The organism is Microterricola viridarii, from assembly GCF_001542775.1.
Lineage (GTDB): Bacteria > Actinomycetota > Actinomycetes > Actinomycetales > Microbacteriaceae > Microterricola > Microterricola viridarii_A.
Genome location: NZ_CP014145.1, coordinates 3,321,282 through 3,347,743 on the forward strand (window position 1 = coordinate 3,321,282; position 26,462 = coordinate 3,347,743).

20 protein-coding genes are annotated in these 26,462 nt (G+C 69.5%); 9 read left to right on the forward strand and 11 right to left on the reverse strand.

The window, feature by feature from the left end:
* Positions 1 to 34 precede the first annotated feature (34 nt).
* The 3 genes from AWU67_RS15235 (at position 35) to AWU67_RS15245 (ending at position 2,568) form a co-directional block, all read left to right on the forward strand.
* Positions 35 to 1,597: an SLC13 family permease gene (locus AWU67_RS15235; protein WP_067230982.1), complete on the forward strand. Its 1,563-nt coding sequence runs from the start codon at positions 35 to 37 to the stop codon at positions 1,595 to 1,597.
* Between the two features lie 68 nt (positions 1,598 to 1,665).
* Entirely contained in the window at positions 1,666 to 2,073 is a 408-nt protein-coding gene (locus tag AWU67_RS15240) for a phage holin family protein (protein WP_067230985.1), read from the forward strand.
* A 42-nt stretch (positions 2,074 to 2,115) separates the two neighbouring features.
* Positions 2,116 to 2,568 (forward strand): DUF4190 domain-containing protein, encoded by a 453-nt coding sequence (locus AWU67_RS15245; RefSeq protein ID WP_199922306.1) that lies wholly within the window; start codon positions 2,116 to 2,118, stop codon positions 2,566 to 2,568.
* A gap of 126 nt (positions 2,569 to 2,694) precedes the next feature.
* Here AWU67_RS15245 and AWU67_RS15250 read toward each other — a convergent pair whose 3' ends face one another.
* The gene (locus tag AWU67_RS15250; RefSeq protein WP_067230991.1) at positions 2,695 to 3,651 is read right to left on the reverse strand and encodes a LysR substrate-binding domain-containing protein; all 957 of its coding nucleotides are present in this window, start codon (positions 3,649 to 3,651) and stop codon (positions 2,695 to 2,697) included.
* A gap of 225 nt (positions 3,652 to 3,876) precedes the next feature.
* On the opposite strand from AWU67_RS15250, the gene AWU67_RS15255 reads away from it, so the two are divergent.
* Positions 3,877 to 7,593: a bifunctional proline dehydrogenase/L-glutamate gamma-semialdehyde dehydrogenase gene (locus tag AWU67_RS15255; RefSeq protein WP_067232911.1), complete on the forward strand. Its 3,717-nt coding sequence runs from the start codon at positions 3,877 to 3,879 to the stop codon at positions 7,591 to 7,593.
* A 136-nt stretch (positions 7,594 to 7,729) separates the two neighbouring features.
* Here AWU67_RS15255 and AWU67_RS15260 read toward each other — a convergent pair whose 3' ends face one another.
* The 3 genes from AWU67_RS15260 to AWU67_RS15270 all read right to left on the reverse strand — a co-directional run bounded on the left by AWU67_RS15260 (position 7,730) and on the right by AWU67_RS15270 (position 10,487).
* Positions 7,730 to 8,095, reverse strand: coding sequence for a GntR family transcriptional regulator (locus AWU67_RS15260; protein WP_067230995.1), 366 nt, complete (start codon positions 8,093 to 8,095; stop codon positions 7,730 to 7,732).
* A 92-nt stretch (positions 8,096 to 8,187) separates the two neighbouring features.
* A complete protein-coding gene (locus AWU67_RS15265; protein ID WP_067230998.1) occupies positions 8,188 to 9,930 on the reverse strand; it encodes an oleate hydratase in 1,743 nt (580 codons plus the stop codon).
* 119 nt (positions 9,931 to 10,049) lie between these two features.
* Complete coding sequence (locus tag AWU67_RS15270) at positions 10,050 to 10,487, reverse strand: Lrp/AsnC family transcriptional regulator (RefSeq protein WP_067231002.1); 438 nt, start codon at positions 10,485 to 10,487, stop codon at positions 10,050 to 10,052.
* Between the two features lie 242 nt (positions 10,488 to 10,729).
* Between AWU67_RS15270 and ddaH the strand changes: the two genes are divergently transcribed.
* From ddaH to AWU67_RS15285, 3 genes are all read left to right on the forward strand, one after another.
* The gene (gene ddaH / locus AWU67_RS15275; RefSeq protein WP_067231006.1) at positions 10,730 to 11,602 is read left to right on the forward strand and encodes a dimethylargininase; all 873 of its coding nucleotides are present in this window, start codon (positions 10,730 to 10,732) and stop codon (positions 11,600 to 11,602) included.
* Positions 11,599 to 12,834: an ornithine--oxo-acid transaminase gene (rocD, locus tag AWU67_RS15280; RefSeq protein ID WP_067231010.1), complete on the forward strand. Its 1,236-nt coding sequence runs from the start codon at positions 11,599 to 11,601 to the stop codon at positions 12,832 to 12,834. The genes ddaH and rocD overlap by 4 nt, the downstream gene beginning before the upstream one ends.
* Before the next feature lie 100 nt (positions 12,835 to 12,934).
* Entirely contained in the window at positions 12,935 to 14,434 is a 1,500-nt protein-coding gene (locus tag AWU67_RS15285; RefSeq protein WP_067231012.1) for a peptide MFS transporter, read from the forward strand.
* A 69-nt stretch (positions 14,435 to 14,503) separates the two neighbouring features.
* On the opposite strand, the gene AWU67_RS15290 is transcribed toward AWU67_RS15285, so the two are convergent.
* Both AWU67_RS15290 and AWU67_RS15295 read right to left on the reverse strand, forming a co-directional pair.
* Complete coding sequence (locus tag AWU67_RS15290) at positions 14,504 to 15,520, reverse strand: formylglycine-generating enzyme family protein (RefSeq protein WP_082717060.1); 1,017 nt, start codon at positions 15,518 to 15,520, stop codon at positions 14,504 to 14,506.
* Entirely contained in the window at positions 15,517 to 16,221 is a 705-nt protein-coding gene (locus AWU67_RS15295) for a TetR/AcrR family transcriptional regulator (RefSeq protein WP_082717210.1), read from the reverse strand. Before AWU67_RS15295 ends, AWU67_RS15290 begins: the two co-directional genes overlap by 4 nt.
* A gap of 128 nt (positions 16,222 to 16,349) precedes the next feature.
* Here AWU67_RS15295 and AWU67_RS15300 point away from each other — a divergent pair, with 128 nt between their 5' ends.
* A complete protein-coding gene (locus tag AWU67_RS15300) occupies positions 16,350 to 17,168 on the forward strand; it encodes a sugar phosphate isomerase/epimerase family protein (protein WP_067231015.1) in 819 nt (272 codons plus the stop codon).
* Positions 17,168 to 18,298, forward strand: coding sequence for a Gfo/Idh/MocA family protein (locus tag AWU67_RS15305; RefSeq protein WP_067231018.1), 1,131 nt, complete (start codon positions 17,168 to 17,170; stop codon positions 18,296 to 18,298). Before AWU67_RS15300 ends, AWU67_RS15305 begins: the two co-directional genes overlap by 1 nt.
* 1,176 nt (positions 18,299 to 19,474) lie before the next feature.
* Here AWU67_RS15305 and AWU67_RS15310 read toward each other — a convergent pair.
* The 5 genes from AWU67_RS15310 to AWU67_RS15330 all read right to left on the reverse strand — a co-directional run bounded on the left by AWU67_RS15310 (position 19,475) and on the right by AWU67_RS15330 (position 26,322).
* Positions 19,475 to 20,092, reverse strand: a complete 618-nt coding sequence (locus AWU67_RS15310; protein ID WP_067231021.1) for a phosphoribosylanthranilate isomerase — start codon at positions 20,090 to 20,092, stop codon at positions 19,475 to 19,477.
* A 182-nt stretch (positions 20,093 to 20,274) separates the two neighbouring features.
* Positions 20,275 to 21,840, reverse strand: a complete 1,566-nt coding sequence (locus tag AWU67_RS15315; RefSeq protein WP_067231026.1) for a carboxylesterase/lipase family protein — start codon at positions 21,838 to 21,840, stop codon at positions 20,275 to 20,277.
* A 115-nt stretch (positions 21,841 to 21,955) separates the two neighbouring features.
* A complete protein-coding gene (locus AWU67_RS15320) occupies positions 21,956 to 23,503 on the reverse strand; it encodes a carboxylesterase/lipase family protein (protein WP_067231029.1) in 1,548 nt (515 codons plus the stop codon).
* 9 nt (positions 23,504 to 23,512) lie between these two features.
* Positions 23,513 to 24,808 carry an MFS transporter gene (locus AWU67_RS15325; protein WP_234407282.1) on the reverse strand — a complete coding sequence of 432 codons (1,296 nt, stop codon included), beginning with the start codon at positions 24,806 to 24,808 and terminating at the stop codon, positions 23,513 to 23,515.
* A gap of 218 nt (positions 24,809 to 25,026) precedes the next feature.
* The gene (locus tag AWU67_RS15330; protein WP_234407283.1) at positions 25,027 to 26,322 is read right to left on the reverse strand and encodes an MFS transporter; all 1,296 of its coding nucleotides are present in this window, start codon (positions 26,320 to 26,322) and stop codon (positions 25,027 to 25,029) included.
* Between the last annotated feature and the right edge of the window lie 140 nt (positions 26,323 to 26,462).

Consider the following 26,462-nt stretch of genomic DNA (forward strand, 5'->3'; position numbering starts at 1 on the left):
GTCGAAACGGCCGCAGCCCCACTACTCTCTAGCTGTGGACCCCATCGCGACAACGCTCGTCATCCTGCTTGTGGCTGTTGTCGCGTTCATGTCGAACCGGATTCCCGTCGGTGTTGTCGCCCTCGCCGTGGCCATCGCGCTCTGGGCGACGGGCATCCTCACGCTGAACCAGGCGCTCGCCGGCTTCGGCGACCCGACCGTGCTGTTCATCGCCGCGCTGTTCGTCGTGAGTGAGGGGCTGGATGCCACCGGCGTGACCACGTGGGCCGGGCAGAAGGTGATCGGCGCCGCCGGCACGAGCACCCGCAAGCTGCTCGTCTACATCATGCTGCTGGTCGCGGTGCTGACCGCCCTGATCAGCGTGAACGGCGCCGTCGCCGCGCTGCTGCCCGTTGTTGTAGTCGTCGCCGTGCGCGCCGGCCTCGCCCCGTCGCGGCTGCTGCTGCCGCTGGCGTTCGCGGCGCACGCAGGCTCGATGCTCGCCCTGACCGGAACGCCGGTCAACATCATCGTCTCCGAGGCCGCCGTCGAGGCCGGCGACCGTGCCTTCGGCTTCTTCGAGTTCGGCCTGGTCGGCGTTCCGCTGGTCGTCGGCACGCTGCTCATCACGATGTTCTTCGGCAGCAAGCTCGTGCCCGAGCGTGTGGCCAGCGTCATCCCGCGCGACCTGAGCGACCACGCCAGGGTGCTGCGCGCGCAGTACGAGCTGAACCGGACCCCGGACGAGCTGATCGATGCGGAGGGCGGCGTCGCCGAGGTCGTCATCCCGCCGCGGTCCAGCCTGATCGGCCTGCACGTCTTCCCCGGCATGTGCACGCCGAGCGGCTCGCTCGTGATCCTGGCCGTGCAGCGCGGCGGCGAGGAGGTCGATGGGCCGGACGCGGTGCTGGCCGCCGGCGACACGCTGCTGCTGGAGGGCAGCTGGGATGACCTCGACGAGCACACGGCCGACCCCGACGTGCTGGTGGTGAACTCGCCCGATGTACTGCGCCGCACCGTGCCGCTCGGCCCGCGGGCCGGCTGGGCCATCGGCATCCTGATCGCCATGATCGCAATGCTGGCGACGGGCCTCGTGCCGGCGGTGATCGCGGGCCTCGTGGCGGCCATCGCCATGGTACTCACCCGCGCCGTCACGGTGACGCAGGCCTACCGCAGCATCTCGTGGACGACCGTCGTGCTCGTGGCCGGCATGATCCCGCTCTCCACCGCATTCATGCAGACCGGAGCAGCCGACCTCATCGCCGACGGGCTGCTCGGCGTGGTCGGCGACGCCGGCCCGCAGATGGCCCTGTTCGCGCTCTGCCTGATCACCGTCGTGCTCGGCCAGCTCATCAGCAACACGGCCACGGTGCTGATCGTCATCCCGGTGGCCGTCTCGGTGGCCGCAACCAAGGACGTCTCTGTGCTGCCGTTCCTGATGGCACTGACTGTGGCCGGCGCCGCCTCCTTCCTCACCCCGATCGCCACCCCGGCGAACATGATGGTGATGGGCCCCGGCGGGTTCAAGTTCACCGATTACTGGAAGCTCGGACTGCCGCTGCTCGTGTTCTTCCTCGCCGTCGCGACCTTCTACGTTCCGCTGATCTGGCAGTTCTAGCGGGCGGCCGGGCATTTCGTTGCGCGTTAGTGACCCGGATGCCGTGACCGCGCCCCTACGATGAGCACATGATCCGCTTTCTGATTCGCTCTGGCATCTTCGTCGCTTCCGCGGCGCTCGGTCTGCTCGTGGCTGCGTGGCTGCTGCCCGAGTTCAACCTCAGCTGGAGCGGCGGGATCGTGGCGGTGCTGGTGTTCGCCGTCATCCAGAGCGTGATCAGCCCGTTCCTGCTCAAGGTGGCCGCCCGCAACGCGCCGGCTTTCCTCGGAGGGATCGGCATTGTCTCGACCTTCGTCGCCCTGTTCGTGGCGTCGCTGTTCCCAGGCGGGCTCACCATCGACGGCTGGCGCACCTGGGTGCTCGCGCCCGTGCTGGTCTGGATGATCACCGCCCTCGCGACGTTCTTCCTGCCGATGGTGTTCCTGAAGAAGGGCATCGAGAAGAAGCGCAACCGCACCGCACTGCCGATCGGGTAGCCCCTCGCGCTCCGCCGCGGAAAATTCAGGACTAGAGGGTCAATGGCGCTCTATACGGCTCAACGGCGCTGTGGTCCTGAATTCTGCGCTGATAGCGTGGAAAGCGCATCGTGGGAAATCCGCGGCGACCAGCTGAAAAGGCTCCTCACTATGACCATACTTTTGTTCCTTGCCCTCTTCCTTGCGCCAGTTGCCGCGATCGTGTTGCCGACAGTTTTCGTTACACGCGCCGCCCGCCGACGAAGCCGCGCGATCGTCGACCGACAGCTGGTGCTGGCCGATTCCACCAACACCCTTGCAATCGTGGGGTTTGTGCTGGCCTTCTTCGCCGCGGTCCCCGGAGTCGTGTGCAGCCACGTCTCACTGGCCCAACTCAAGCGAAAGCCGGAACAGGGATGGGGACTTGCCGTCGCGGGGCTGTGGATCGGATACTCGGTGATCGCGTGTGGTGCACTGTTCATTCTCAATGGTGTGAGGGCGGCCGTTTCCGGATAAGGCCGCGCGGGGAAAACCCAGGTCGGGCCTCGTGGGGCGGTATGCGGCGAGGGGCCTTGTGCCGCAGTCGCTGGCGCTCCTTCCAGGCAACGGGTGCGGCGAGACCGTGCACCTGCTCGGCGCCGCTCACGGGTGTGCGGTGTTGGCGATCGCGCGGGCGAGCGCGGCCCGGCAGGCGGCGACACCCGGCCGGCCGGCGCTGGAGCGCCGCGCGGAGGTGAACACGTCGCGGTGAGGGTTGCCGGCCAGCTCGACCAGCTCGACGCTCGGCTGCTCGCCCGCCCAGACGAGGTCGGGCAGCAGGCCGACGGCGTTTCCAGAGCGGATCAGCCGGATGTGCGTCATCAAATCGGCGGTCTCGAAGCGCACGTCGGGCTCGAAGCCGGCCGCCCGGCAGAGCTGCGTGGCCCAGAGTCGGGCCGCGGTGCCCTTCGGCTCCATCACCCACGGCAGTGCCGCGGCATCCGCCAGGCTCGCGATACCGGTTTCGACAGGCTCAACCAACGGGAGAGACTCAACCAACGGGAGCGGCTCAACCAGCGGTGTCAGCACCGGCCCGGTTGCCAGGCGGATCACGTCGGTGACGAGGTGCACCCTGTCCAGGTCGGAGCGGTGCTCGCGCGTGTGGCCGGGGTACTGCTCGGCCACGACGAGGTCGAAATCGCGCGCAGACACGTCGAACAGCCCGGCATCCGGCTCGCGCTCGGTGACCTCGACCCGCAGCTCCGGGTACTCGGCGGCCAGGATCGTCAGCGCCTCGGGAATCACGGCGTGGGCCGCCGACTGGAACACCGCCAGGCGCACGGTGCCGCTGACGGTGGTGAGGGATGCGGCCAGCTCGCCCTCCGCGCGCTCGAGGGTGTCGAGCACCTCGGCCGCCCGTTCGACGAGCAGCTCGGCCTGCGGGGTGAGCAGCACGCGCCGGCCGGCCTTGGCCAGCAGCGGGACGCCGACCTCCCGCTCCAGCAGGGTGAGCTGCTGCGAGACGGAGGACGGGCTGTAGGCGAGGGCCTCGGCCACCGCGGCGAGGGTACCGCGCAGCTTGACCTCGCGGAGCAGCCGGAGGCGCCTGACGTCGAGCATGCTGCCTCCTTTGTTAACCGACCGGGTTGAGCGGCCGAGAGGGGCCGACGGGCGGATGCCGCGGCATCCGCCCAATCAATCGATTCTACTTACTGATAATCGTCATAAACATGTGCTTTACCGAAGTGTTGCGGAGCCTCACACTGGAGAAACCCGCAGCAGATCTGCAGCCAGCGCGCCGCCGCGCCCGCTCTGACCCCAGCCGAAAGAACTAGTCTCGTGACCATGCCGCACCACTCCAGCACCGACCTCCAGGCTGATGGCCCCGACGCCCGCGAACTCGAAGCGGCCACCATCGCCCTCGTCAAGAAATGGCTGGCCGACAGCGCCAATGCCCCGGCCGATCCGGCCGCCGAGCGCCTGGCCGGTGTGCTGAAAGACCCGAACGGCCTCGACTTCACCGTCGGCTTCGTCGACGGCGTGATGCGCCCGGAAGACCTGATGGTCGCCGGCCACAACCTGCAGGCCGTCGCCGGCAAGACGCCGCGCTTCCTGCCCTGGTACATGCGCGGCGCCGTCGGCCTGGGCGGAATGCTCGGCCCGGTGCTGCCCTGGGTGGTCATCCCCGTCGCCCGCCGCGTGCTGCGCGAGATGGTCGGCCACCTCGTCGTGGACGCCACGCCAGACAAACTCGGCCCCGTGATCGAGCAGTTGCGCTCCACCGGCAACCGGCTCAACCTCAACCTGCTCGGTGAGGCCGTGCTCGGCCAGAAGGAGGCCGACCGCCGCCTCGAGGGCACCCGCGCCCTGCTGGCCCGCCCCGACGTCGACTACGTGTCGATCAAGGTGAGCGCCGTCTCCAGCCAGCTCTCGATGTGGTCGTTCGACGAGGAGGTCGAGCGCACCGTCGCGCGGCTCACCCCGCTCTACGAGCTGGCTGCCAACTCGGCGCCGGTCAACGGCCGCACCAAGTTCATCAACCTCGACATGGAGGAGTACCGCGACCTCGACCTCACCATCGCGGTGTTCGAGCGGATCCTCGACCAGCCCCAGCTGCTGGAGCTCGAGGCCGGCATCGTGCTGCAGGCCTACCTGCCCGACGCCCTCTCCGCCCTGCAGGGCCTGACCGAGTGGTCCAAGCGCCGCCGGGCCCGCGGCGGAGCCCCGATCAAGGTGCGTCTGGTCAAGGGCGCCAACCTGGCCATGGAGCACGTCGACGCCGCCGTGCACGAGTGGCCGCTTGCCACCTACTCGAGCAAGCAGGACAGCGACACCAACTACAAGCGCGTGCTCAACTGGGCGCTGACCTACGAGAACACGGATGCCGTGCGCCTCGGTGTCGCCGGGCACAACCTGTTCGACGTCGCCTTCGCCTGGCTGCTGGCCGGCCAGCGCGGCGTGCAGAGCAACATCGAGTTCGAGATGCTGCTGGGCATGGCCACAGGCCAGGCCGAGGCCGTCAAGAAGGACGTCGGTGAGCTGCTGCTCTACACGCCGGTCGTGAACCCGGCCGAGTTCGACGTGGCGATCGCCTACCTGATCCGTCGCCTCGAGGAGAACGCCAGCCAGGAGAACTTCATGTCGGCCGTGTTCGAGCTGAATACCTCCGCCGCCCTGCTGCAGCGCGAGACCGACCGCTTCCGCGCCTCGCTGGCCGAGCTGGACTCCGTCGTGCCCGGCCCGAACCGCACCCAGAACCGTGCCGCCGAGCACGCTGGGCCCGCCGAGTCGGTCGGCGCCGGCTACCTGCTGGTCGACGCGCTGCGCCCGCCCACACACGCCGAGCCAGCCGAGCAGGCCGACCCGAACCTGACTGCAATGGTGCTCGGGCTGAGCCGTGGCGAGATGGCCGCAGCGCTCGAGGCCTACGAGCCGGAGGTGCACGCCGCAGAGGCCGCCGCCGCGGCATCCGCCCCGGCCCCGACCACGCCTGAGTCCATCGCGCACGTCGGCTTCCACAACGAGCCGGACACCGACCCGGCACTGCCAGCCAACCGGGCCTGGGGCCGCGCCATCCTGGCCAAGGTCGAAGGCTCGACCCTCGGCACCGACGTGATCGACGCCGCCCAGATCAAGGATGCCGCCGTGCTGGAGCGCGTCATCGACACTGTTGCCCACACCGGCATCGCGTGGGGCAAGCGCAGCGGCGCCGAGCGCGCAGAGGTGCTGCACCGGGCCGGTAGGGCGCTGGCCGCCAACCGCGGGCGCCTGATCGAGGTCATGGCGTCGGAGACCGGCAAGACGATCGCAGAGGCAGACCCCGAGATCAGCGAGGCGATCGACTTCGCCCACTACTACGCCGAGCGTGCCAAGGACCTCGACGCCGTGCAGGGCGCGCGCTTCGTGCCGTCGCAGCTGACCGTCGTCACCCCGCCGTGGAACTTCCCCGTCGCGATCCCGGCGGGCTCCGTGCTGTCGGCGCTCGCCGCAGGCTCCGGCGTCATCATCAAGCCGGCCAAGCTGGCCCGTCGCTCTGGCGCGATCATGGTGCAGGCGCTCTGGGAGGCCGGCGTTCCGCGAGAGCTGCTCGCCCTCGTCGACTTCGCCGGCGAGGCCAGGCACGAGCTCGGCCGCCAGCTGGTGTCGCACCCGTCCGTCGACCGCGTCATCCTGACCGGCGGCTACGAGACGGCGGAGCTGTTCCGCTCCTTCCGCCCTGACCTGCCGCTGCTGGCCGAGACCAGCGGCAAGAACGCCGTGATCGTGACGCCGAGCGCCGACCTCGACCAGGCGGCATCCGACGTCATCAAGAGCGCCTTCGGGCACGCCGGCCAGAAGTGCTCGGCCGCGAGCCTCGTGATCGTGGTCGGCTCGGTCGCCCGCTCGAAGCGCTTCGAGAGCCAGCTGGTGGATGCCGCCACCTCACTGCAGGTCGGCTACCCCTCCGACCCCGAGACCCAGATGGGCCCGATCATCGAGCCGGCCAACGGCAAGCTGCTGCACGCGCTGACCCAGCTCGGCGCCGACGAGCGCTGGCTGGTCGAGCCCAAGCAACTCGACGACAGCGGAACGCTGTGGTCGCCCGGCATCCGCACCGGCGTCGCGGCCGGCTCCTACTTCCACCTCACCGAGTTCTTCGGCCCGGTTCTCGGCGTGATGCACGCCCGCAACCTGGAAGAGGCGATCCGGTTCCAGAACGCTGTCGACTATGGCCTGACCGCCGGCCTGCACTCGCTGGACGCAGAGGAGCTCGCGCTCTGGCTCGACACCGTCGAGGCCGGCAACCTGTACGTGAACCGCGGCACCACCGGTGCCATCGTGCAGCGCCAGCCCTTCGGCGGCTGGAAGCGCTCCTCGGTCGGCGCCGGAACCAAGGCGGGCGGCCCGAACTACCTGTTCGGCCTCGGCAGCTGGGTGAACGACCCGGGCACCACCAGCCAGACGTTGCACCTGCGCGGCCTGGACGAGCGGGTGACCACCCTGATCGAGGCGTCGCAGCCGGCTCTTGGCTACGAGGAGTTCGACGTGCTGCGCCGCTCCGCGCTCAGTGACGCGATCGCCTGGGCCGAGGAGTTCGGCACGGCGAAGGACGTCTCCGGCGTCGGCCTGGAACGCAACGTGTTCCGCTACCGCGCACTGCCCGTGACGGTGCGCATCTCCGAGGCCGCCAGCCTGGGTCACGCGCTGCGGGTGATCGCCGCCGGCGTGCGCTCGCGCTCACGCTTCGACGTGTCGACGGCGCTCACGCTACCGGCCGGCGTGCTCGCGGTGCTGGCGTCGCGCGACCTCGCGGTGCGCACCGAGACGGATGCCGCCTGGCTGGAGCGCGCGGCGGGCGGCGGCATCGCCACCTCCCGGGTGCGCCTGGTCGACGCAGTCGGCGGCGGCGCCTCCGCGGCGCTCTCCGCCGCGCTCGGCGGCAGCCCCGACGTCGCGATCTACGATCACGAGGTCACCCAGGCCGGCCGGGTCGAGCTGCTGCCGTTCCTCCGCGAGCAGGCGATCTCGATCACGGCGCACCGATTCGGCAACCCGAGCACCCTCAGCGAGGGTGTGATCTAACCACCGCGTCACAAATCCAGGAGGAGAGAGGCGCGACCCTCGCACAGAGGGGTCGCACCGCTCTCCTCCTGTTTTTTGTTGCAGAAGGGGCCGCCGGTCTGCGCGTGGAGGCGGTTGGCGACCAGCGGGCCGCCGGTCAGCGCGCGTCGAAGGCGGCGCGCACCGCGGCGACGGCGGCGGCCGGGCTGACGCCCAGCTGCCCTGCCCGCTCGGCGAACGCCTGCGCGGCGAGCTGCAGTTGCGCCGTCGTCGGGTCGCCCGTCGCCGCGACGAAGCTGCCGGAGCGCCCGCGGGTCTCGATCACGCCGTCCTTCTCGAGGGCGCGGTAACTGGCGGCGACCGTGTTCGCGGCCAGCTCGAGCTCGCCGGCCAGGGCGCGCACCGTCGGCAGCCGGGTGCCGGCCGGCAGTGTGCCGTTCTGGACGGCGGCCAGCAGCTGCATCCGCAACTGTTCGAAGGGCGGGGTCGTCGACGCTTTGTTGATGGCCAGCGGAAGTTCCACGGCGACTCCTTGCTTCGGGCGCCGGCGGCGGCGCGTTCCGCCCAAGGTTACTGGGCGGAACGCGCTCGCCCCCGGCCAACGCCCCTGCCGGGTCAGATCACGTCGTACTGCTCCAGCAGCTGGCCGACCATCGTCTTCTCGACGTAGCGCTTCGCGAAGCCGGCCACCGGCACCTTCTTGCCGTCGCGCAGGTAGTGCACCGACTTCATGACCTGGCGCACGTCGTAGATCGAGCCGAACACCTCCGGAACCCCGCGGTCCACGCCGAGCAGTTGGTACACCGCCTCCATCCCGGTGCGCACCGAGTACTCGGTCGTGAAGATGCAGTCGCGCGTCGACTCGGCGAACTGGCCGATGAAAGCGAAGTTGACGACGCCCTCTGGCACCACCTCTGGCCGATCGCCGGCTGTGCGGGGCAGGAAGAATGCGGTGATGAACGGCATCATGCACGGCCGGGTGATGGCGCCGGTCGCGGCCAGCTCGTCGATCTGGTCGACGGGCACGCCGAGGTGGAAGAGCCACTCCCTGGTGATCTCCTCGCCCGTGCAGTCCCGCATCGGCTTCTTCACATAGTCGCCGTCGACGTCGGTGAAGAGGCCGTAGAACCACACCACGGTCTGGTCGTCCGGCTGCGCCTTGAAGTGCGGCTGCCGGTTCACCGTCCACGACAGCAGCCAGGCGGAGTCGCGGGCTGACACGATGCCTCCCGTGACGACCTTGCCGGAGCGGGTGGGGCGCTTGGCGATCTTCTCGATGTATGTCGGGATGCGCTCGTCGAGCGTCGTGATGCTCGCCGATTCCCACTGCGACTCTTCCGGGCTCGTGCAGAACTTGTCCGGGCGGCCAAACGACGGGTGCTGTGCGGCGATGTTGCGCCAGAGGTGCCAGCTGCCGCCGTCGTGCACGACCGGGTCGAAGGACGCCGCGGTCTTGTGGTCGCCCCACTGGGAGTTCTCGACGAGGGAGCCGTTGGTCACGAAGACGAGATCGTCCTCCGTGAGATCCAGCCCGCCCTCGACGCCATCGCGGATCCAGACGATTCGCCTGGCCACCTTCTTCTCGGCCGAGATGTCGAAGGTCACGTCCATCACCCGGGTGTTCTTCTGCAGGGTCACCCCCTGCCCGCGCAGCCAGGCGACCAGCGGCATCACAAGGGATTCGTACTGGTTGTACTTGGTGAACTTGAGTGCGCTGAAGTCGGGCAGGCCGTCGATGTGGTGGATGAACCGTTCGACGTACAGCTTCATCTCGAGGGCGCTGTGCCACTCCTCGAACGCGAACATCGTGCGCCAGTACAGCCAGAAGTTCGAGTCGAAGAACTGCTGCCCCATCACCTCGTTGATGCGCTTGTCGTAGAGCTGCTCGTGCGTGGCCAGCACGAGGTCGGTCAGTTCCTTGGTCGCCCTGGTTCCCAGCGTGAAGATCATGCCGGTGCCGGCATCCTGACCCTGGTTGATCGTCGCGCGCTGCAGCGAGAAATTCGGGTCTTCCTTGTTCAACCAGTAGAACTCGTCGAGCACCGAACCGTCGACCTCCAGCGAGGGAATCGAGCGGTAGAGATCCCACAGGCACTCGAAATGGTCTTCCATCTCGCGGCCGCCTCGAATCAGCCAGCCGGTCTCGGCGTTGCCTGCCCCGTCTAGCGCCCCGCCGTCGAGCGAGGAGGCTTCCAGCACCGTGATGCGCTCGCCCTTCATCTGGCCGTCGCGGATCAGGAACGCCGCCGCGGCGAGCGAGGACAGGCCGGCCCCCACGAGGTACGCGGACTTGCTGTCGACGCCGTCCGGCTTCTTGGGCCTTGCGAACGCCTCGTAGTTTCCGTTGCTGTAATACATTCCTGCCCTACCTTCTCTCGGAGACACGGTTCGACCAGTCTGCGCCGGCCGACCGCGGTCGGCTAGGGGCGTCGGGTCGATCCCCGATTGCGGCAGTCGCCGAGAGGGAGCGGGGCGGTTCAGTCGCTGCTGCGCTGCACCAGGCGGGAGAGCACGATGGCGCTGCGGGTGTGGTCGACGTTCGGGGCGATGCGCAGGCGCTCGAGGGCGTCTTCCAGGCTCGGGATGTCGCGCGAGCGCAAGTGCACGATGGCGTCGGCGCTGCCGGTGACGGTGCCGGCGTCGACGACCTCCGGCACGGCGGAGAGGATGCGGCGCAGCTCGTCTGGGGCGACGGTGCCGCGGCAGAACAGCTCGACGTAGGCCTCGGTGCTCATGCCGTCGACGGCGGGGTCGACCTGAATCGTGAACGCGCGGATCGTGCCGTCGGCGACGAGGCGATCGACGCGGCGCTTGACGGCGGATGCCGACAGTCCGACGACCGAGCCGATGTCACCGTAGCCCGCGCGGGCGTTCTGCCGGAGGAGGTCGAGGATGCCGCGGTCCAGATTATCCATGGGGCAACTCTATGCCGATTCATTGCGCTGACCTGCATATATGCGCAGAAATTCTGCGCACGGCGGCGAGTATCGCAGCTTCGCGTCGTGTGAGACTGAGGGTGGCGTCTGGAGCGACCGACCCGGTCGATCGCCTCAGGCTCAACGAGTGACCTGGTCCGCCATCCGCAGTATCTCTTGGATCTCGCGGTGCTCGTTTCGCGCACCGCGGGCTCTGCTCACCGTTGAACAGGAGGCCCCCAATGCCCGATATCGCCACACCGACCGCGCCGGCCACCGCCACGCAGCCCGCCACCGTGCAGCGCAAGGCCATCGCCCGCTCCGTGCTCATGTGCAAGCCGGAGTACTTCACCGTCGTCTACCGGATCAACCCGTGGATGGACCCGGCACTGCCCACCGACACAAGCCTCGCCGTGCGCCAGTGGCAGACCCTTTACGACGTCTACATCAGCCTCGGTTTCGACGTGCAGCTGATCGACCCGATCGAGGGTCTGCCCGACATGGTCTACGCGGCCAACGGCGGCATGGTGATCGACGGCATCGCGTACGGCGCCAGCTTCACCCATCCAGAGCGCCAGCCGGAGGGCCCCGCCTACATGGAGTGGTTCGCCGACAACGGCTTCGAGGTCGCCGTGCCCGAAGAGATCAACGAGGGCGAGGGCGACTTCCTGCTCGTCGGCGACACGATCCTGGCCGGCACCGGGTTCCGCAGCGACTCCCGCTCGCACCAGGAGTTGGGACGTGTCTACAACCGCGAGGTCATCACCCTCACGCTCATCAACCCGAGCTTCTACCACCTCGACACCGCGCTCGCCGTGCTCGACTCGTCACCCGGCCAGGAGCACATCGCCTACCTGCCGAGCGCCTTCGACGAGGCCAGCCTCGCCATCCTGGCCGAGCGCTACCCCAACGCCATCATCGTCAACGAGACGGATGCCGCCATCCTCGGCCTGAACTCGTACAGCGACGGCCTCAACGTCGTGATCGCCAGCCGCGCCAAGGACTTCGAGCGCCAGCTGATCGAACACGGCTACAACCCCATTGGCGTCGACCTCTCCGAGCTGCTGCTCGGCGGCGGCGGCGTCAAGTGCTGCACCCTGGAGCTGCGCCGATGACAAACGCAACCATCCCGACCACGCCGCGCCAGGCCGCGGCGATCGGCCTCGAAGAGGCGCACGCCGCGCACAACTACCACCCGCTGCCCGTCGTGGTGGCATCCGGCGACGGCGCCTGGGTGACCGACATCGACGGCCGCCGCTACCTGGACTGCCTCGCCGCCTACTCGGCCGTCAACTTCGGCCACTCGAACCCGGTGCTGCTCGAGGCGGCGCGCGTCCAGCTCGGCCGCATCACGCTGACCAGCCGGGCGTTCCACAACGACCAGCTCGGCCCGTTCGTCACCGAGCTCGCCGCCCTCGCCCGCAAAGACATGGTGCTGCCGATGAACACCGGCGCCGAGGCTGTCGAATCCGGCATCAAGGTGGCCCGCGCCTGGGGCTATCGCGTGAAGGGCGTGGCCCCGGATGCCGCCACCATCATCGTGATGGCCGGCAACTTCCACGGCCGCACCACCACGATCGTCAGCTTCAGCGACGACGAGGAGGCCCGCGCCGACTTCGGCCCGTTCACGCCCGGATTCCGCACCGTGCCCTACGGTGACGCCGCCGCGCTCGAGGCTGCCATCGACGAGACCACCGTCGCCGTGCTGCTCGAGCCGATCCAGGGAGAGGCCGGCATCATCGTGCCGCCGGCCGGGTTCCTGCCCGCCGTGCGCGAGATCACCAGCAGGCACAACGTGCTGTTCATTGCCGACGAGATCCAGTCCGGTCTCGGCCGCACCGGGGCCACCTTCGCCTGCGACCTGGTCGACGTGGTGCCCGACCTCTACCTGCTGGGCAAGGCGCTCGGCGGCGGCATCGTGCCCGTCTCGGCCGTCGTCGGCAACAGCGACATCCTCGGTGTGCTGCAGCCCGGCCAACACGGCTCGACCTTCGGCGGCAACCCGCTCGCGGCCGCCGTCGGCCTCGCCGTGGTGCGGCTGCTCGCCAGCGGTGAGATGCAGGAGCGCGCCAGCGTGCTCGGCGACCGGCTGCAGGCTGGCCTGCACGGACTCGTCGGGCACGGTGTCCTGGCCGTGCGCGGCGCGGGCCTCTGGGCCGGCATCGACATTGACCCGGCCCTGGCCAGTGGCCGTGTCGTGTGCGAGGCGCTGATGGAGCGCGGCGTGCTCGCCAAAGACACCCACGGGTCCACGATCCGGCTCGCGCCGCCGATCGTGGTGACGGCCGACGACCTCGACTGGGCGGTTGAGCAGCTGCGCGCCGTGCTGGAGGAGCTCGCCGGCTAGCCCGCGGCGGTGGAGAGCAGGGGCGCCGGGAGTGGGGCTTGCGGCTGAAAGCTCGGAGGCAATATTATGCCGGCGCTCCGAGCAGTGTCACACTTGAAACATGAGTAGTAATCAGGAGGGCGTCGCAACGCCCGGTCCCGCCGCGCAGCCGGCGAACACAGGGTCAGACGACCGACGGTTCTTCGGCCAACCGCGGGCCCTCGCCACCCTGTTCGGTGTCGAGATGTGGGAGCGCTTCAGCTTCTACGGCATGCAGGGCATTCTGCTCATCTACCTGTACTTCTCGGCGACACAGGGCGGCCTGGGGATGCCGCAGGCGACAGCGGCCGGCATCGTCGGCGCCTACGGCGGCGCCGTCTACCTCTCCACGATCCTTGGCGCCTGGCTCGCGGACCGGCTGTTCGGCTCGGAGCGGGTGCTCTTCGTCGCCGCTGTCGTGATCATGTTCGGCCACTTGTCGCTCGCGCTGCTGCCCGGGTTCTCCGGCGTCATCGTCGGTCTGATCATGATCGCCATCGGCTCCGGTGGCCTGAAGGCCAACGCGACGAGTGTCGTCGGCACGCTCTACGCAGAGGGCGACCCGCGTCGCGACGCCGGCTTCTCGCTGTTCTACCTCGGCATCAACCTGGGCGCCTTCTTCGGTGCGCTGCTCACCGGGTTGCTGCAGAGCACGGTCGGCTTCCACTGGGGCTTCGGCCTGGCCGCCATCGGCATGGCGATCGGACTCACCCAGTACGCCTTCGGCCGCAAGCGCCTGCCCGCCGCCGCGCACACCGTGGCGAACCCGCTGCCGGCCAAGCGCCGCCCGCTCGTCATCGGAATCGCCGTGGCCGCCGTGCTGCTGGTGCTGGCGCTGATCTTCGCCGGCCTGATCCGGGCCGAGAATCTGGCCGCCCTGGTGATCGGCCTGACGATCGCGTCGACGATCGCGTACTTCGCCGTCATCCTCTCCAGCCGCAAGATCACCAAGACGGAGCGCTCGCGGGTGTTCGGCTTCATCCCGCTGTTCATCGCCAGCGTTGCGTTCTGGTCGCTGTACCAGCAGCAGTTCACGGTGCTCACGATCTACTCCGACAAGCAGCTGAACCGCAGCATCCTCGGCTGGGAGATGCCCATCTCCTGGGTGCAGTCGATCAACCCGGTGTTCATCATCATCCTCTCCGGCGTGTTCGCGGCGATCTGGACGAAGATGGGCACCCGGCAGCCCTCCACCCCGGTCAAGTTTGCGCTCGGCACCGCGATCATGGGCGTCGGCTTCCTGCTGTTCCTGCCGTTCGCCGGCGGGGCGGCCAACAGCACGCCGCTGCTGGCGATAATCGGCATCCTGCTCGTCTTCACCATCGCCGAGCTGCTGCTCTCGCCGGTCGGGCTCTCGGTGGCCACGAAGCTCGCCCCGAAGGCCTTCCACACCCAGATGGTCGCGCTGTTCTTCCTCTCCGTCGCCCTGGGCACGGCGATCTCCGGCCAGCTCGCCGGGCTCTACCAGCCCGAGACCGAGGCGGCCTACTTCGGGATCCTCGGTGGCATCGCGATCGTGCTCGGCATCCTGCTCGCCCTGCTGACGAAGCCCGTGCTGAAGCTCATGGCCGGGGTGCGCTAGCCGCCCGCCCCGCGCTGCGCCCTGCGCTGTGCGTGCTGCCTTGTGCGCGCGTGACGGATGCCGGGGCGCTCAGCTGGCGGTGAGCGCGACGGTGCGGAATCCGGCGTTCGACATCGACGAGTCCGCCGTGTTCGAGGAGCGGGCCGCGCTGCGGTACCGGTTGCAGTACGAGTCGTGGCAGAGGAACGAGCCGCCGCGGAGCACTCGGGCGCCGCCGCGGGCGGGCCCCTGCGGGTTGGTGTTGTCGCCAGTGAGGTAGGCCCGCGGGTCGAACCAGTCGGAGCACCACTCCCACACGTTGCCAACGGCCTGCCAGAGCCCGTAGCGGTTGGGGCTGAAGCTGCGCACCGGCGCGGTGGTCAACCAGCCGTCGGCGAGGGTGTTGCTGCGGGGGAAGTCGCCCTGCCAGATGTTGCACTGCCAGTGGCCGAGCGGGCTCATGAGCTCGTCGCCCCACGGGAAGCGCTGGCCGTGTGCGCCGCCGCGGGCCGCGCACTCCCACTCCGCCTCGGTCGGCAGGCGGCGGCCGGCCCACTGGCAGTAGGCCATGGCGTCGTTCCAGCTGACGTGCACGACGGGGTGCTCGGCGAGGCCGTCGAGGTCAGAGAGGCTGCCTCCCGGGTGCCGCCAGTCGGCTCCGCGCACGCCGATCCACCAGGGGGTGCCCGGCGCCTGCGAGAGCAGGTCGTTTCGCGGGGCAGCCAGCGCGAGGTGGAACACGGCCGAGAACTCGAAGGTCTCTGCCTCTGTGCGGTAGCCGGTGGCATCCACGAAGGCGGCGAAGTCGGCGTTGGTGACGGATGTCGCGTCGATCGCGAAGGCATCGAGGGTGACGTCGTGCAGGAAGTGCTCGCCGTCGCCGGGCTTGCCGTCGCGGAACGGGTCGCCCATCTGGAATGTCTGGGCCGGCACAGCGGACTGCTCGATCCGGTGCGCGGCGTGCGCCTCCGGGGTTTCGACAGGCTCAACCGGCGGAAGTGTGCCGAGCTGCACCGACTGCGGGCCACGGCTGGGCGGCTGGCAGCCGCATCCGCAGCCCTCGCCGTCGCCCTGCACGCCCTGTGCTGCCTGCTCTGCTTCGCTCATGGTGTCGTCTGCTCCGAGGGTGATGGCGGGGATGTGGTCGTGGACGCGGGGAGCGGTGCGGTCAGCACGCTGGCCAGCCAGCGGCGGATGGTGGCCGCCATGTCGACGCGCTCGGGGTCGAGCAGCCACTGCACCTGCAGGCCGTCCATCAGGGCGATCAGCTCGATGGCGAGCAGCTCGGGGTCTGCGTCGGCGGCGAGCACCCCGGCCAGCTGTGCGCGGCCGAAGGCGTCGCGGCCCCCGCGCCTGGTGCCCTGGTAGCGCTCGACGAAGTAGTCGTGGGCCGGATGCTGCGGGGCCGTCGCCTCGGCCGAGAGTACCGCGAAGAGGCGGATCAGCTCGGGGCGGGTGGCGTTGAACGCGACGAGGTCGACCAGCCGGGCCAGCCAGGGGCGGCCGTCTGCGTCATCCGAGTGGCTCCAGCGGAACACGGTCTCGTCGGCCGCATCCCGCTCGGCCAGGACGGCCGTGAGCAACAGCTCCTTGCTCGGGAAGTGGTGCAGCAGTCCGGCGCGGGAGATGCCGCAGGCCGCGGCGACGTCGAGCATCGAGACGGAGTGGAAGCCGGTGCTGCCGAAGAGCTCGGTCGCGGTCTGCACGATGACCGCCTTGCGGGCGCGTCCGGCGGCATATGCGCCCCGCGCCTGCGTGTTCGCGCCATCTGGCCCCTGGGCAGCGTGGCCGTCATCCGGTGTGTGCATCACGTCCATTCTGACGCAGCAGCGCCGTTCGAGGCGCTCTCAGCGATCAACGCAATGAAAACAGACACCTCTGTCTGTTTTCATGTTAGCGTGACGGAACGCATTCGCAATCGCAAAGGAGCACTTGCATGACAACACCGGAACTCTCCGTCCAGCTGTACACGGTCAAAGACCAGCTTGATGCTGACCTCGACGGAACTCTGGGCCGTCTGGCCGGCATGGGCCTGCGCCTCGTCGAGGCCTTCGACTTCGTGCGCCGCCCCGACGAACTGGCTGAGGCCTTCGCCAAGCATGGGCTCACCTCGCCGACCGGGCACGCCACGCTGCTCTCGGACGAGATCCGCCTGGGTGACCTCGTCTACCCGGTCGACAGCCACGAGACGATCTTTGCCGCGGCGAAGACGCTCGGTGTCGAGACCGTCATCGACGCCTTCATCCCGCTGGAACGCTGGCAGACCGAGGAGGGCGTTGCCGACATCGCCACCCGTCTGAACGCGGCAGCCCGCAGCGCGGCCGAGCACGGCCTGCGCGTCGGCTACCACAACCACTCGCAGGAGTTCGTGGCCAGCTTCGGCGGCCGCTCGGCCTTTGAACACTTCGCCGAGCAGCTCGACCCCGAGGTCGTTCTCGAGGTCGACCTGTTCTGGGCCGCGACCGCCGGCCAGGACGTGCCCGCGCTGCTCTCCCGCCTCGGCGAGCGAGTCGTCGCCGTGCACGCCAAGGACGGCATCCCGGGCGTGAACCCCTTCACCCCCGGTGCTGCCGAGTTCGACCCGACGATGCTGGACCAGCGTGCCGCCGGCCAGGGAGAGGTTCCGATCCTCGCCGCCCTCGCCGCTGCGCCGTCCGTGCGCTACGCCATCCTCGAGTTCGACGCATACAAGGGCGACATCTTCGAGGGCATCGAGACCGGCGTGAAGTTCTTCGCCGAGAACGGCATCCGCTAATGGCCGGTCAGGGCACCGTCGGCGTCGGCTTCATCGGCACCGGCATGATCAGCGACACGTACCTGGAGAACCTGAACAGCTTCCCCGACATCCGTGTCGTCATCCTCGGCGACCTCGATGAGGCACGTGCAGCGGCGCAGGCCGCGAAGCACGGTGTGGCCCTGTCTGGCTCGGCCGCCGACGTGCTGGCGCACCCGGACGTCGAGATCGTCGTGAACCTGACGATCCCCGCCGTGCACGCGCAGGTCAGCCTGCAGGCCATCGCGGCCGGCAAGCACGTCTGGACAGAGAAGCCGATCAGCATCGACCGGGCCAGTGGGCGCGAGCTGCTGGAGAAGGCGGCCGCAGCCGGCCTCCGCGTCGGCGTCGCGCCGGACACCGTGCTCGGCCCGGGCGTGCAGACGGCCCGCCGCGCGATCGCCCGCGGCGACATCGGCACCCCGCTGTCGGCGCAGACCGTGATGCAGTACATCGGACCGGATGTGTTCCACCCGGACCCCGAGTTCCTCTTCGCCACCGGTGCCGGCCCGCTCTTCGACATGGGCCCGTACTACGTGACGACCCTGGTGCACGTGTTCGGCTCGGTCGCCCGTGTCGCCGCGTTCGGCTCGCAGGGCCGCACGCAGCGCACGATCGCCACCGGCGACCGCGCGGGCACCACGTTCCCGGTTGAGGTGCCGACGCACATCAGCGCGATCGCCGAGTTCGAGAAGGGCGGCGTCTCGCAGAGCGTGCTCAGCTTTGACTCGCCGCTCGGCAAGACCGGCTACGTCGAGATCACCGGCACCGAGGCGACCATGCTGATCCCCGACCCGAACACGTTCGGCGGCGAGGTGCTGTTCGCCCGCGCCGGGTTCGGCGAGCCCGAGTGGGAGTCGATCCCGCTCACCGGCGTGCTGGCCGGCCGTGGCCTCGGCGTGCTCGACATGGCCCGTGCGATCCGCTCCGGCGGCGCGCACATCGCCACCGGCGCGGTCGGCTACCACGTGTTCGACACGCTCGCCTCGATCGAGGATGCCGTCAACACCAAGCAGGTCGTCGACGTGCAGAGCTCGATCGACGCGGTGCCGCTCGTCGCCGAGGACTGGGATCCGTTCGCCGCGACCCTGTCGGGCGTTCCCGTCGGCTGAGCCCCTTCTCGGATGGCTCCGCGAAGCCCTGAGCGCCTCCTCGGAGACGCCCAGGGCTTCGGCTGTTTCTGCGGAGCAGGCGGATGCCGCGGGCTGCCGTGCTCCTTCGTCGCGGCGCGGCCCCCCCCCCCAGCCGCCGTGCATGTTCACGTTGGCTCGAGGGAGCGCCAGCGACCGAAGCCAACGGCGCCGTGCGGGCGTATGCCGCAGGCTGCCGGCGTCCCGGTGGTCGAGTCGGCCCGCTGGGGCCGTATCGAGACCCGGTTTCTGGCGGGGAACTGTGTCTGGTGCGGGGTCTCGATACGCTCGTTCCTCGCTACTCGACCAGCGGGTGTGGCGCGACACGGCGGGGGATTCGGCAGTCTCAATCAGGGGGAGGCAGCCAGCGCGCATCCGCCCGTTGGCTCGAGGGAGCGCCGGCGGATGCCGCTGGCTGCCGTGTGTTGTTGGCTCGCGGGCTTCGGGAGCTGCGCTGCTCCTTCGTCGCGGGGCGGCCCCCTCCAGCCGACGTGCATGTTCACGGTGGCTCGAGGGAGCGCCAGCGACCGAAGCCAACGGCGCCGTGCGGGCGCATGCCGCAGGCTGCCGCCGTCCCGGTGGTCGAGTAGGCCCGCTAGGGCCGTATCGAGACCCGGTTTCTGGCGGGGAACTGTGTCTGGTGCGGGGTCTCGATACGCTCGTTCCTCGCTACTCGACCAGCGGGTGTGGCGCGACACGGCGGAGGATTCGGCAGTCTCAATCAGGGGGAGGCAGCCAGCGGCGCCGTAGCAGCCACGGCCGCCACAGCCAGCGCCGGCGGATGCTGCGGGCTGCCGTGTGTTGTTGGCTCCCGGGCTTCGGGAGCTGCGCTGCTCCTTCGTCGCGGCGCGGCCCCTCCAGCCGACGTGCACGTTCACGTTGGCTCGAGGGAGCGCCAGCGACCGAAGCCAACGGCGCCGTGCGGGCGCATGCCGCAGGCTGCCGCCGTCCCGGTGGTCGAGTAGGCCCGCTAGGGCCGTATCGAGATCCGGTTTCTGGCGGGGAACTGTGTCTGGTGCGGGGTCTCGATACGCTCGTTCCTCGCTACTCGACCAGCGGGTGTGGCGCGACACGGCGGGGGATTCGGCAGTCTCAATCAGGGGGAGGCAGCCAGCGGCGCCGTAGCAGCCACGGCCGCCGCAGCCAGCGCCGGCGCGACTAGAGCGCGCGAGCCGCCGCCACGAACGCCTCGATCAGCGCGGCATCCTTGACCCCGCGGGTGCTCTCGACCCCGCTGGAGACGTCGACGCCCGGCGTCGCGCCCCCGAGCCCGGCGAGTAGCTCACTGACGTTGCCGGGGGTGAGCCCGCCGGCCAGGAGCCAGTCGCCCTGCGGCGGGTGCGCGCGCAGCGCCGTGGTGTCGAAGGGCTCGCCGGCTCCCGGAACGGGGGCGTCCAGCAGCAGCCGGTGGCGACGGAGGCCAGCCGGGTCGCGGTCCAGCTCGCGCAGGTACTCGTCGAGTGAGAGCGCCCGGATCGTGTCGAAGCCGGCCGTCTTCAGCCGGTCGAGCTCGGTCACCGGCTCGCCGCCGTGCAGTTGCACGGTGCTCACGCCGGCCGCGGTGGCCGTTGCCAGCACCTCGTCGATCGGTTGCCGGCGGAAGACGCCCACCGTCTGCACCGGGGCCGGCACGGCCGTGAGCAGCTGTCGCACCGTGCCGGCGTCGACCGTGCGCGGGCTGCCTGGGGCGAACACGAAGCCGACGGCATCCGCCCCCGCCTGCACGGCGGCGGCCAGGGTCGCGGGCTCACGCAGGCCACAGATCTTCACAAACATGGTCCCACTGTGCCACGTTCGGCGCCCCGGCACCCGCCGCGTCGGCCCGCGCGGTAGTGGCTTCGGTCGCTGGCGCTCCCTCGAGCCAACGTGGGGAGGCTTCCTCGAGCCGCGGTGCACAAAGAATCCGCGCGCCCCCCTCCAGGGAGGGGGAGCGCGCGGACGTGTGCGTCGGGCCTGCGCTAGGCGGCAGCGCCGAGCAGCGGGCGCACCCCTCCGTAGCCGTCGGCGATGACCGAGGACGGCACGTCGAAGACGCGGGTGGCCCTGGCGTTGTCGGTGTACTTCGGCCACGGCGCGACGCCGGTGCTCACGAAGGCGACGGCCTCCGCGTGCAGCTCGTCGGCCAGCGCCTGCGGCGGGTTGGCTCCGGCGACGGCGTCGATCTTCACGCTGTCGAGGCAGTCGAAGAAGAACGGCACGTCGAGGCAGTGCATGGCGTACTTGTACACGGGCGATGCCCACGAGAAGCGGTACACCCAGGTGGGGGCGGATGCCGTGGCGCCCGACTTCGCGGCAGCGGCAGCGCCGGCTTCGCGCGCGTCGGTGACCTTGAGCACGGCGGTGCGGAACATCGCGTCGGTCATGTAGCGCCCGACGGCTCCCGCGGTGTCGCGCCTGGCGACATCCGGGTTGGCGGCAAAGTAGGCCTTGCGCTTGGCCTTGGCCAGCCCCGCCTTGCCGAGCATGAAGCTCTTCGGGATGAACCGCAGCTTGCCCTTGGCCTCGTCGAGCGCCATCGAGAACTCGTCGTCGGTGGCGCCGAGCACCAGCGGCTTGTCGGCGCCGACGCCGAGCTTGAACGACTCCAGGGTTGCGCGCTGAACGAGCTCCCCGTCGATCATGGGGCCGAGCGCGAGGCCCTCAGCGATCATCCGGCCCAGCATCTCGAGCGGCTTGCCCGGGCCATCGGCCGGCTCCTGCGCCTTCTGCTGCAGTTCGAGGATGCGCTCCTCGCTGAGGCTGGCGAAGCCCTCGCGGGTCGCCGGCACGCCGGCGAGCTCGGCCAGGCGGCGGGCCAGCTGCTGGGCGCGGGGGCGCTGCACGTCGCCGACGGCACCCGAGATGCAGTAGACGCCGGTGAACAGGTGCTGGGCGGCCTCCATGCCGAGCAGGGTGAGCACGGCGCCGCCGCCGGCGGACTGGCCAGAGATCGTGACGCGCTCGGGGTCGCCGCCGAACGCGGCGATGTTCTGCTGCACCCACTCCAGCGCGAGCAGCCAGTCCAGCACGCCGCGGTTGTCTGGGGCGTCGTCGATGCAGCCGAAGCCGTCGAAGCCGAGTCGGTACGAGATCGACACCGTCACAACGCCGTCACGGTTGAATGAGGCGCCGTCGTACCAGGGGCTGGCCGGCGAGCCGGCGGTGTAGCCGCCGCCGTGGATGTAGACCATCACCGGCAGGCCGGCGGATGCCGCGGAGGCCGGAGTCGGCGTGAAGACGTTGACGTTCAGGGTCGAGTCACCCTCGATCGACGGCTCGGGGATCAGCGTGATCTCGGCGAGGGTCTGACGCTGCGGGGTCGGGCCCATCTCGATGGCGTCGCGCACACCCTCCCAGGGCGCGTGCGGCACGGGGGCGGCGAAGCGCAGCGGGCCGACGGGGGCCTCGGCGAAGGGGATGCCGTGGAAGGCGGCGGAGGGCAGGCCGTGCCCGCCGCGCGGGGAGCGCCAGAGGCCGCGCACCACGCCGGCCGCCGTGCGCACCTCGGGGGCGACGGTGGTGTCGAAAACGGTCTGCTCTGTCATGGCTGCATCCTCTGGGTCGCTGGTGATTCAGTTGGTCTTGATTCTGCCCTACTGCCAATTGAGCCTGCCGAGATCCGGGGGACTTCGGCAGGCTCAATCAGTGGTGGTGCCTCTACTACGCGGCGGCCACGGTGTCAGGCAGCAGCATCCGCAGCGTGGCGAAGGCATCGGACTCCACCGAGGAGGCGGGGTCGTCGTAGACGCGGGCCTGCCGGTCGGTGCTGTTCCAGGCCGGCCAGTTGGCCGCACCGTCACGGATCAGCGCCAGGGCGCCGCCGTGCACCTCGTCGGCGAGGAGCTGCGAGGGCGAGTCTCCGGCGACGGCGGAGACGCGCTCGGCGCCCAGCTGGTCGAAGAAGAACGGCACGTCGAGGCAGTGGCAGGAGCTGCCGATCGTCGGCGACGACCAGGAGAAGCGGTACAGCCAGGTGGCTGCGGCATCCGCGTCACCGCGGCTGGCACGCAGCTCGGCGATGTCGAGCGCGGGGGCGCGGAACATGGAGTCGGTGATGTACTGGCCGACCGTGTCGGCCGTGTCGAGCCCCTCGTGTGCGGCGACGTACGCCTCGACGAGCTCAGGGGAGTCCACGAGGCGGCCGAGGATCGCGGCGGCCGGAATTGCGGCCATGGCCTCCTTGCCCTCGGCCAGGATCATGTTGAACTCCTGGTCGGTTGCCCCCATGACGAGCGCCTTGTCTGCGCCGATGCCGGCGGCGTATGCCTCGCGGCTGGGCAGCGGGATCAGGTCGCCGTCGACGACGGGGCCGAGCACGAGGCCGCCGCTGACCAGGCCGACCAGGCCGGCGATCGGGTCGGACTCGTCGTCGCTCGCGTTCAGCGGGGAGGCGGATGCCTGCAGCTCGAGGATGCGCGACTCCGGCAGTGTGCCGAGCCCGGCACGGGTCGGTGCGACTCCGCCGAGTTCGGCGATCGCGCGCCCGACGGTTTCCGCGGCGTCCAGCGTCGTGGTGGTGGGCGGGCCGGAGATCGAGTAGACCGCGCGGAACAGGTGCTGCGCGGCCGGCATGCCGAGCAGCGTGAGCACGGCGCCGCCGCCGGCGGACTGGCCGGAGATGGTGACCTGCTTCGGGTCGCCGCCGAAGTTCGCGATGTTCTCCTGCACCCACTCCAGGGCGAGCAGCCAGTCGCGCACGCCGCGGTTCATCGGGGCGTCCTCGATGTAGCCGAAGCCGTGGAAGCCGAGGCGGTACGACACCGACACGACGATGACGCCGTCGCGGTTGAACGGTGCTCCGTCGTACCAGGGGCTCGACGGGGAGCCGCTGACGTAGCCGCCGCCGTGGATGTAGACGAGCACGGGCAGGCCGGCGGATTCCGCGGCATCCGTGCCGGGGGCGAGCGGCGCCGGCGTGAACACGTTGACGTTCAGCGTCGACTCACCGGGGAAGGCCGGCTCGGGGATCAGCGTGATCTCGCCCTGCACCTCGCGGTGCGGGGTGGCGCCGAACTCGACGGCGTCGCGCACGCCCTCCCAGGCCTGGTGCGGCACTGGCGCGGCGAAGCGCAGCTCGCCGACGGGCGGCTCGGCGAACGGGATGCCGAGGAACGCCGCCGACGGCACGCCTGCGGCATCCGCGCTCTCGCGCCAGAAGCCGCGCACGACACCAGCAGTGGTCTGTACGAGTGGGGAAGTGGTGGTCATCTGGTTCTCCTAACGAACGCTCTTGATGGGTGCCAGGACGATCGCGGCCAGGACGACCGCGACCATGGCGAAGACGAACAGGGCCTGGTAGCCGCCGGCGAAGGTGATGATGAGGCCGGCGACGGCGGGGCTGAGCGCCTGCGGGATGTTGGTGGCCACGTTCAGGATGCCGAGGTCCTTGCCGGCGGCGGTGCCGCCGCCCGGGAGCACCTCGGTCATCAGGGCCGCGTCGCAGGCCATGTAGAGGCCGAAGCCGAACCCGCTGATGACATTCATGATGAGCATGCCGGTGACGGTGGGCATGAGCAGCGGGAAGATGAGGCTGATCACCATGATGACGGTGGCCGCGTAGATGAACACCTTGCGGCGGCCGACCTTGTCGCTCCACCAGCCGGCTAGCGAGATCGAGAGCAGCGTCGGTACCAGGCCGGCCGCCGCGAGCAGGGCCGCGGTGCTGGCCGCCTCCTCCAGAGGCAGGCCGATGTAGTCCTGCAGCAGGTAGAGGCTGTACGCCGAGATGACGAAGTAGCCGAGGATGAACAGGAAGCGGCCGGCGAACGCCCAGGCGAAGTCGGGGTTCTGCTTCGGGTTGATCCAGAAGCCGGACAGGAAGTTCTTCCAGCTCCACGGCTCGACGACGGCGCCGACACTGGAGTAGTCCTTGTTGAAGACCACGTAGAGCACGGTCGAGACGAGCACGCCGATGCCGAAGATCGTGTAGCCGACGCCGACGTTGTTCACGAACTGGGCGGCGAGGACGGTTCCGAGAACGCCGCCGAGCATCATGCCGAGACCGGCCATGGCCGAGGCGACGCCGCGCTTGGAGCGGGGGAAGCGGTCGGGCACGATGGCGCTGAGCGGGCCCTGGATGGCGTTCATGGACACCTGGATCACGGCCCAGAATGCGGCGATGAGCAGCACGTTCTGCATGCCGCCCATGCCGAGCAGGAAGATCATCGCGATGGCGGCGCCGATCAGCATCCACGGGGCACGGCGGCCCATGCGGTTGCGGGTGCGGTCGCTGAGCGCGCCGACGATGGGCTGGGCGAACAGCGTGAAGACGAACGAGATCGAGCTGACAAGACCGAAGTTCGCGACCTTGGCCAGCGGGTCGGGGTCGATCGTCGCGATCTGCGCGGGGAGCAGGATGCCGAGGACGGCGCCGTAGGTGGCGAAGACGAACACCGAGATCACGGCAATCGAGGGCAGCAGGCGCCGGGTGGCCACGGGGCTCTGCATTCCTGTCGACGTCAGCGCTGTGCGGCCGTCTTCGGCGAGCTCCGGGGTGGTGGATGGGGTGGGCACGACTCTCCTCTTCATTGAGAAACCGCGGCGCGACGGGGCTGTGTGCCCGCTCACTTCCGCAAACACCGTCAAAACCAAACGACGTTCGGTAATGAGTATGAGCCTCATCGGGCGAGAGCGCAAACGGCGCTCCGCGCTCGTGCGCATCACGTCGGCAGCGGTGCACAGGAGAAAGGCTCCGCCCGCGCCCATGAGGGGCGGGCGGAGCCTCCCCGTCGCTAGCGGACGCTCTTGATGGGCATCAGCACGAAGGCGGCTGCCGTGACGGCGACCATCGCGAAGATGAACAGCGACGGGTAGCCGCCGAGCGCGATGATGATGAAGCCGGCGACGGCCGGGCTGAGTGCCTGCGGGATGTTGGTCGCCACGTTCAGGATGCCGAGGTCCTTGCCGGCGGCGATACCGTCGCCCGGGAGCACCTCGGTCATCAGGGCGGCGTCGCAGGCCATGTAGAAGCCGAAGCCGAAGCCGCTGACGATGTTCATGATGAGCATGCCCTCGAACGTGGGCATGATCAGCGGGAAGATCAGGCTGATGACCATGATGACGGTGGCAGCGTAGATGAACACCTTGCGGCGGCCGATCTTGTCGCTCCACCAGCCGGCGAGGGCGATCGAGATCATGGTCGGCAACAGGCCGGCCATGGCGAGCATGGCGGCCGCGCCGGCCGCCTCCTCCAGCTCCATGCCGATGTAGTCCTGCAGCAGGTAGAGGCTGTAGGCGCTGATGACGAAGTAGCCGAGGATGAAGAGGAAGCGCGCGGTGAAGGCCCAGAAGAAGTCGGGGTGCTTCTTCGGGTTGATCCAGAAGCCCGTGAGGAAGTTCTTCCAGCTCCACGGCTCGACGACTGCGCCGACGCTGGAGTAGTCCTTGTTGAAGTACACGTAGAGCGCGGTCACGATCAGCACGGCGATGCCGAAGACCGCGTAGCCGATTCCGACGTTCGACACGAACTGGGCGGCGACGACGGTTCCGAGAACACCGCCGAGCATCATGCCGACGCCGGCCATGGCCGAGGCGACGCCACGCTTGGAGCGGGGGAAGCGGTCGGGCACGACGGCGCTGAGCGGGCCCTGCACCGCGTTCATCGAGACCTGGATGACGGCCCAGAACGCCGCGATGAGCAGCACGTTCTGCATGCCGCCCATGCCGAGCAGGAAGATCATCGCGACGGCGGCGCCGATCAGCATCCACGGGGCGCGCCGGCCGAGCCTGTTGCGGGTGCGGTCACTGAATGCGCCGACGATCGGCTGGGCGAACAGGGTGAAGACGAACGAGATCGAGCTGACGAGGCCGAAGTTGGCGACCTTGGCGACGGGGTCTGGGTTGATGGTCGCGATTTGCGCCGGGAGCAGGATGCCGAGCACCGCGCCGTAGGTGGCGAACACGAACACCGACAGGATGGCGATCGACGGCAGCAGCCGCTTCGTTGCGACGGGGCTCTGCATCCCGGTCGAGGTGACGGCGGTACGGCCGTCGTCCGCGAGCTCTGGGTTGGGCGATGTGGTGGACACGACTCTCCTCTTCATTGAGAAACAGCGGTGGTGCATGGTCAGGGAACGAACATGTCGCCGGTCGGCTAAAACCAAGCGAAGTTTGGTAATGAGTATGCGGCTGATTCACAGTTTGAGCAAGGGACGGAGTGCGATTGCCG

Excerpts from the sequence above, each read along its gene's own strand:
- AWU67_RS15240 (WP_067230985.1), top strand. The coding sequence starts at position 1,666 with ATGATCCGCTTTCTGATTCGCTCTGGCATCTTCGTCGCTTCCGCGGCG.
- AWU67_RS15245 (WP_199922306.1), top strand. The coding sequence starts at position 2,116 with ATGGCGCTCTATACGGCTCAACGGCGCTGTGGTCCTGAATTCTGCGCT.
- AWU67_RS15250 (WP_067230991.1), bottom strand. The coding sequence starts at position 3,651 with ATGCTCGACGTCAGGCGCCTCCGGCTGCTCCGCGAGGTCAAGCTGCGC.
- AWU67_RS15255 (WP_067232911.1), top strand. The coding sequence starts at position 3,877 with ATGCCGCACCACTCCAGCACCGACCTCCAGGCTGATGGCCCCGACGCC.
- AWU67_RS15265 (WP_067230998.1), bottom strand. The coding sequence starts at position 9,930 with ATGTATTACAGCAACGGAAACTACGAGGCGTTCGCAAGGCCCAAGAAG.
- AWU67_RS15270 (WP_067231002.1), bottom strand. The coding sequence starts at position 10,487 with ATGGATAATCTGGACCGCGGCATCCTCGACCTCCTCCGGCAGAACGCC.
- ddaH (WP_067231006.1), top strand. The coding sequence starts at position 10,730 with ATGCCCGATATCGCCACACCGACCGCGCCGGCCACCGCCACGCAGCCC.
- rocD (WP_067231010.1), top strand. The coding sequence starts at position 11,599 with ATGACAAACGCAACCATCCCGACCACGCCGCGCCAGGCCGCGGCGATC.
- AWU67_RS15285 (WP_067231012.1), top strand. The coding sequence starts at position 12,935 with ATGAGTAGTAATCAGGAGGGCGTCGCAACGCCCGGTCCCGCCGCGCAG.
- AWU67_RS15290 (WP_082717060.1), bottom strand. The coding sequence starts at position 15,520 with ATGAGCGAAGCAGAGCAGGCAGCACAGGGCGTGCAGGGCGACGGCGAG.
- AWU67_RS15295 (WP_082717210.1), bottom strand. The coding sequence starts at position 16,221 with ATGCACACACCGGATGACGGCCACGCTGCCCAGGGGCCAGATGGCGCG.
- AWU67_RS15300 (WP_067231015.1), top strand. The coding sequence starts at position 16,350 with ATGACAACACCGGAACTCTCCGTCCAGCTGTACACGGTCAAAGACCAG.
- AWU67_RS15305 (WP_067231018.1), top strand. The coding sequence starts at position 17,168 with ATGGCCGGTCAGGGCACCGTCGGCGTCGGCTTCATCGGCACCGGCATG.
- AWU67_RS15310 (WP_067231021.1), bottom strand. The coding sequence starts at position 20,092 with ATGTTTGTGAAGATCTGTGGCCTGCGTGAGCCCGCGACCCTGGCCGCC.
- AWU67_RS15315 (WP_067231026.1), bottom strand. The coding sequence starts at position 21,840 with ATGACAGAGCAGACCGTTTTCGACACCACCGTCGCCCCCGAGGTGCGC.
- AWU67_RS15320 (WP_067231029.1), bottom strand. The coding sequence starts at position 23,503 with ATGACCACCACTTCCCCACTCGTACAGACCACTGCTGGTGTCGTGCGC.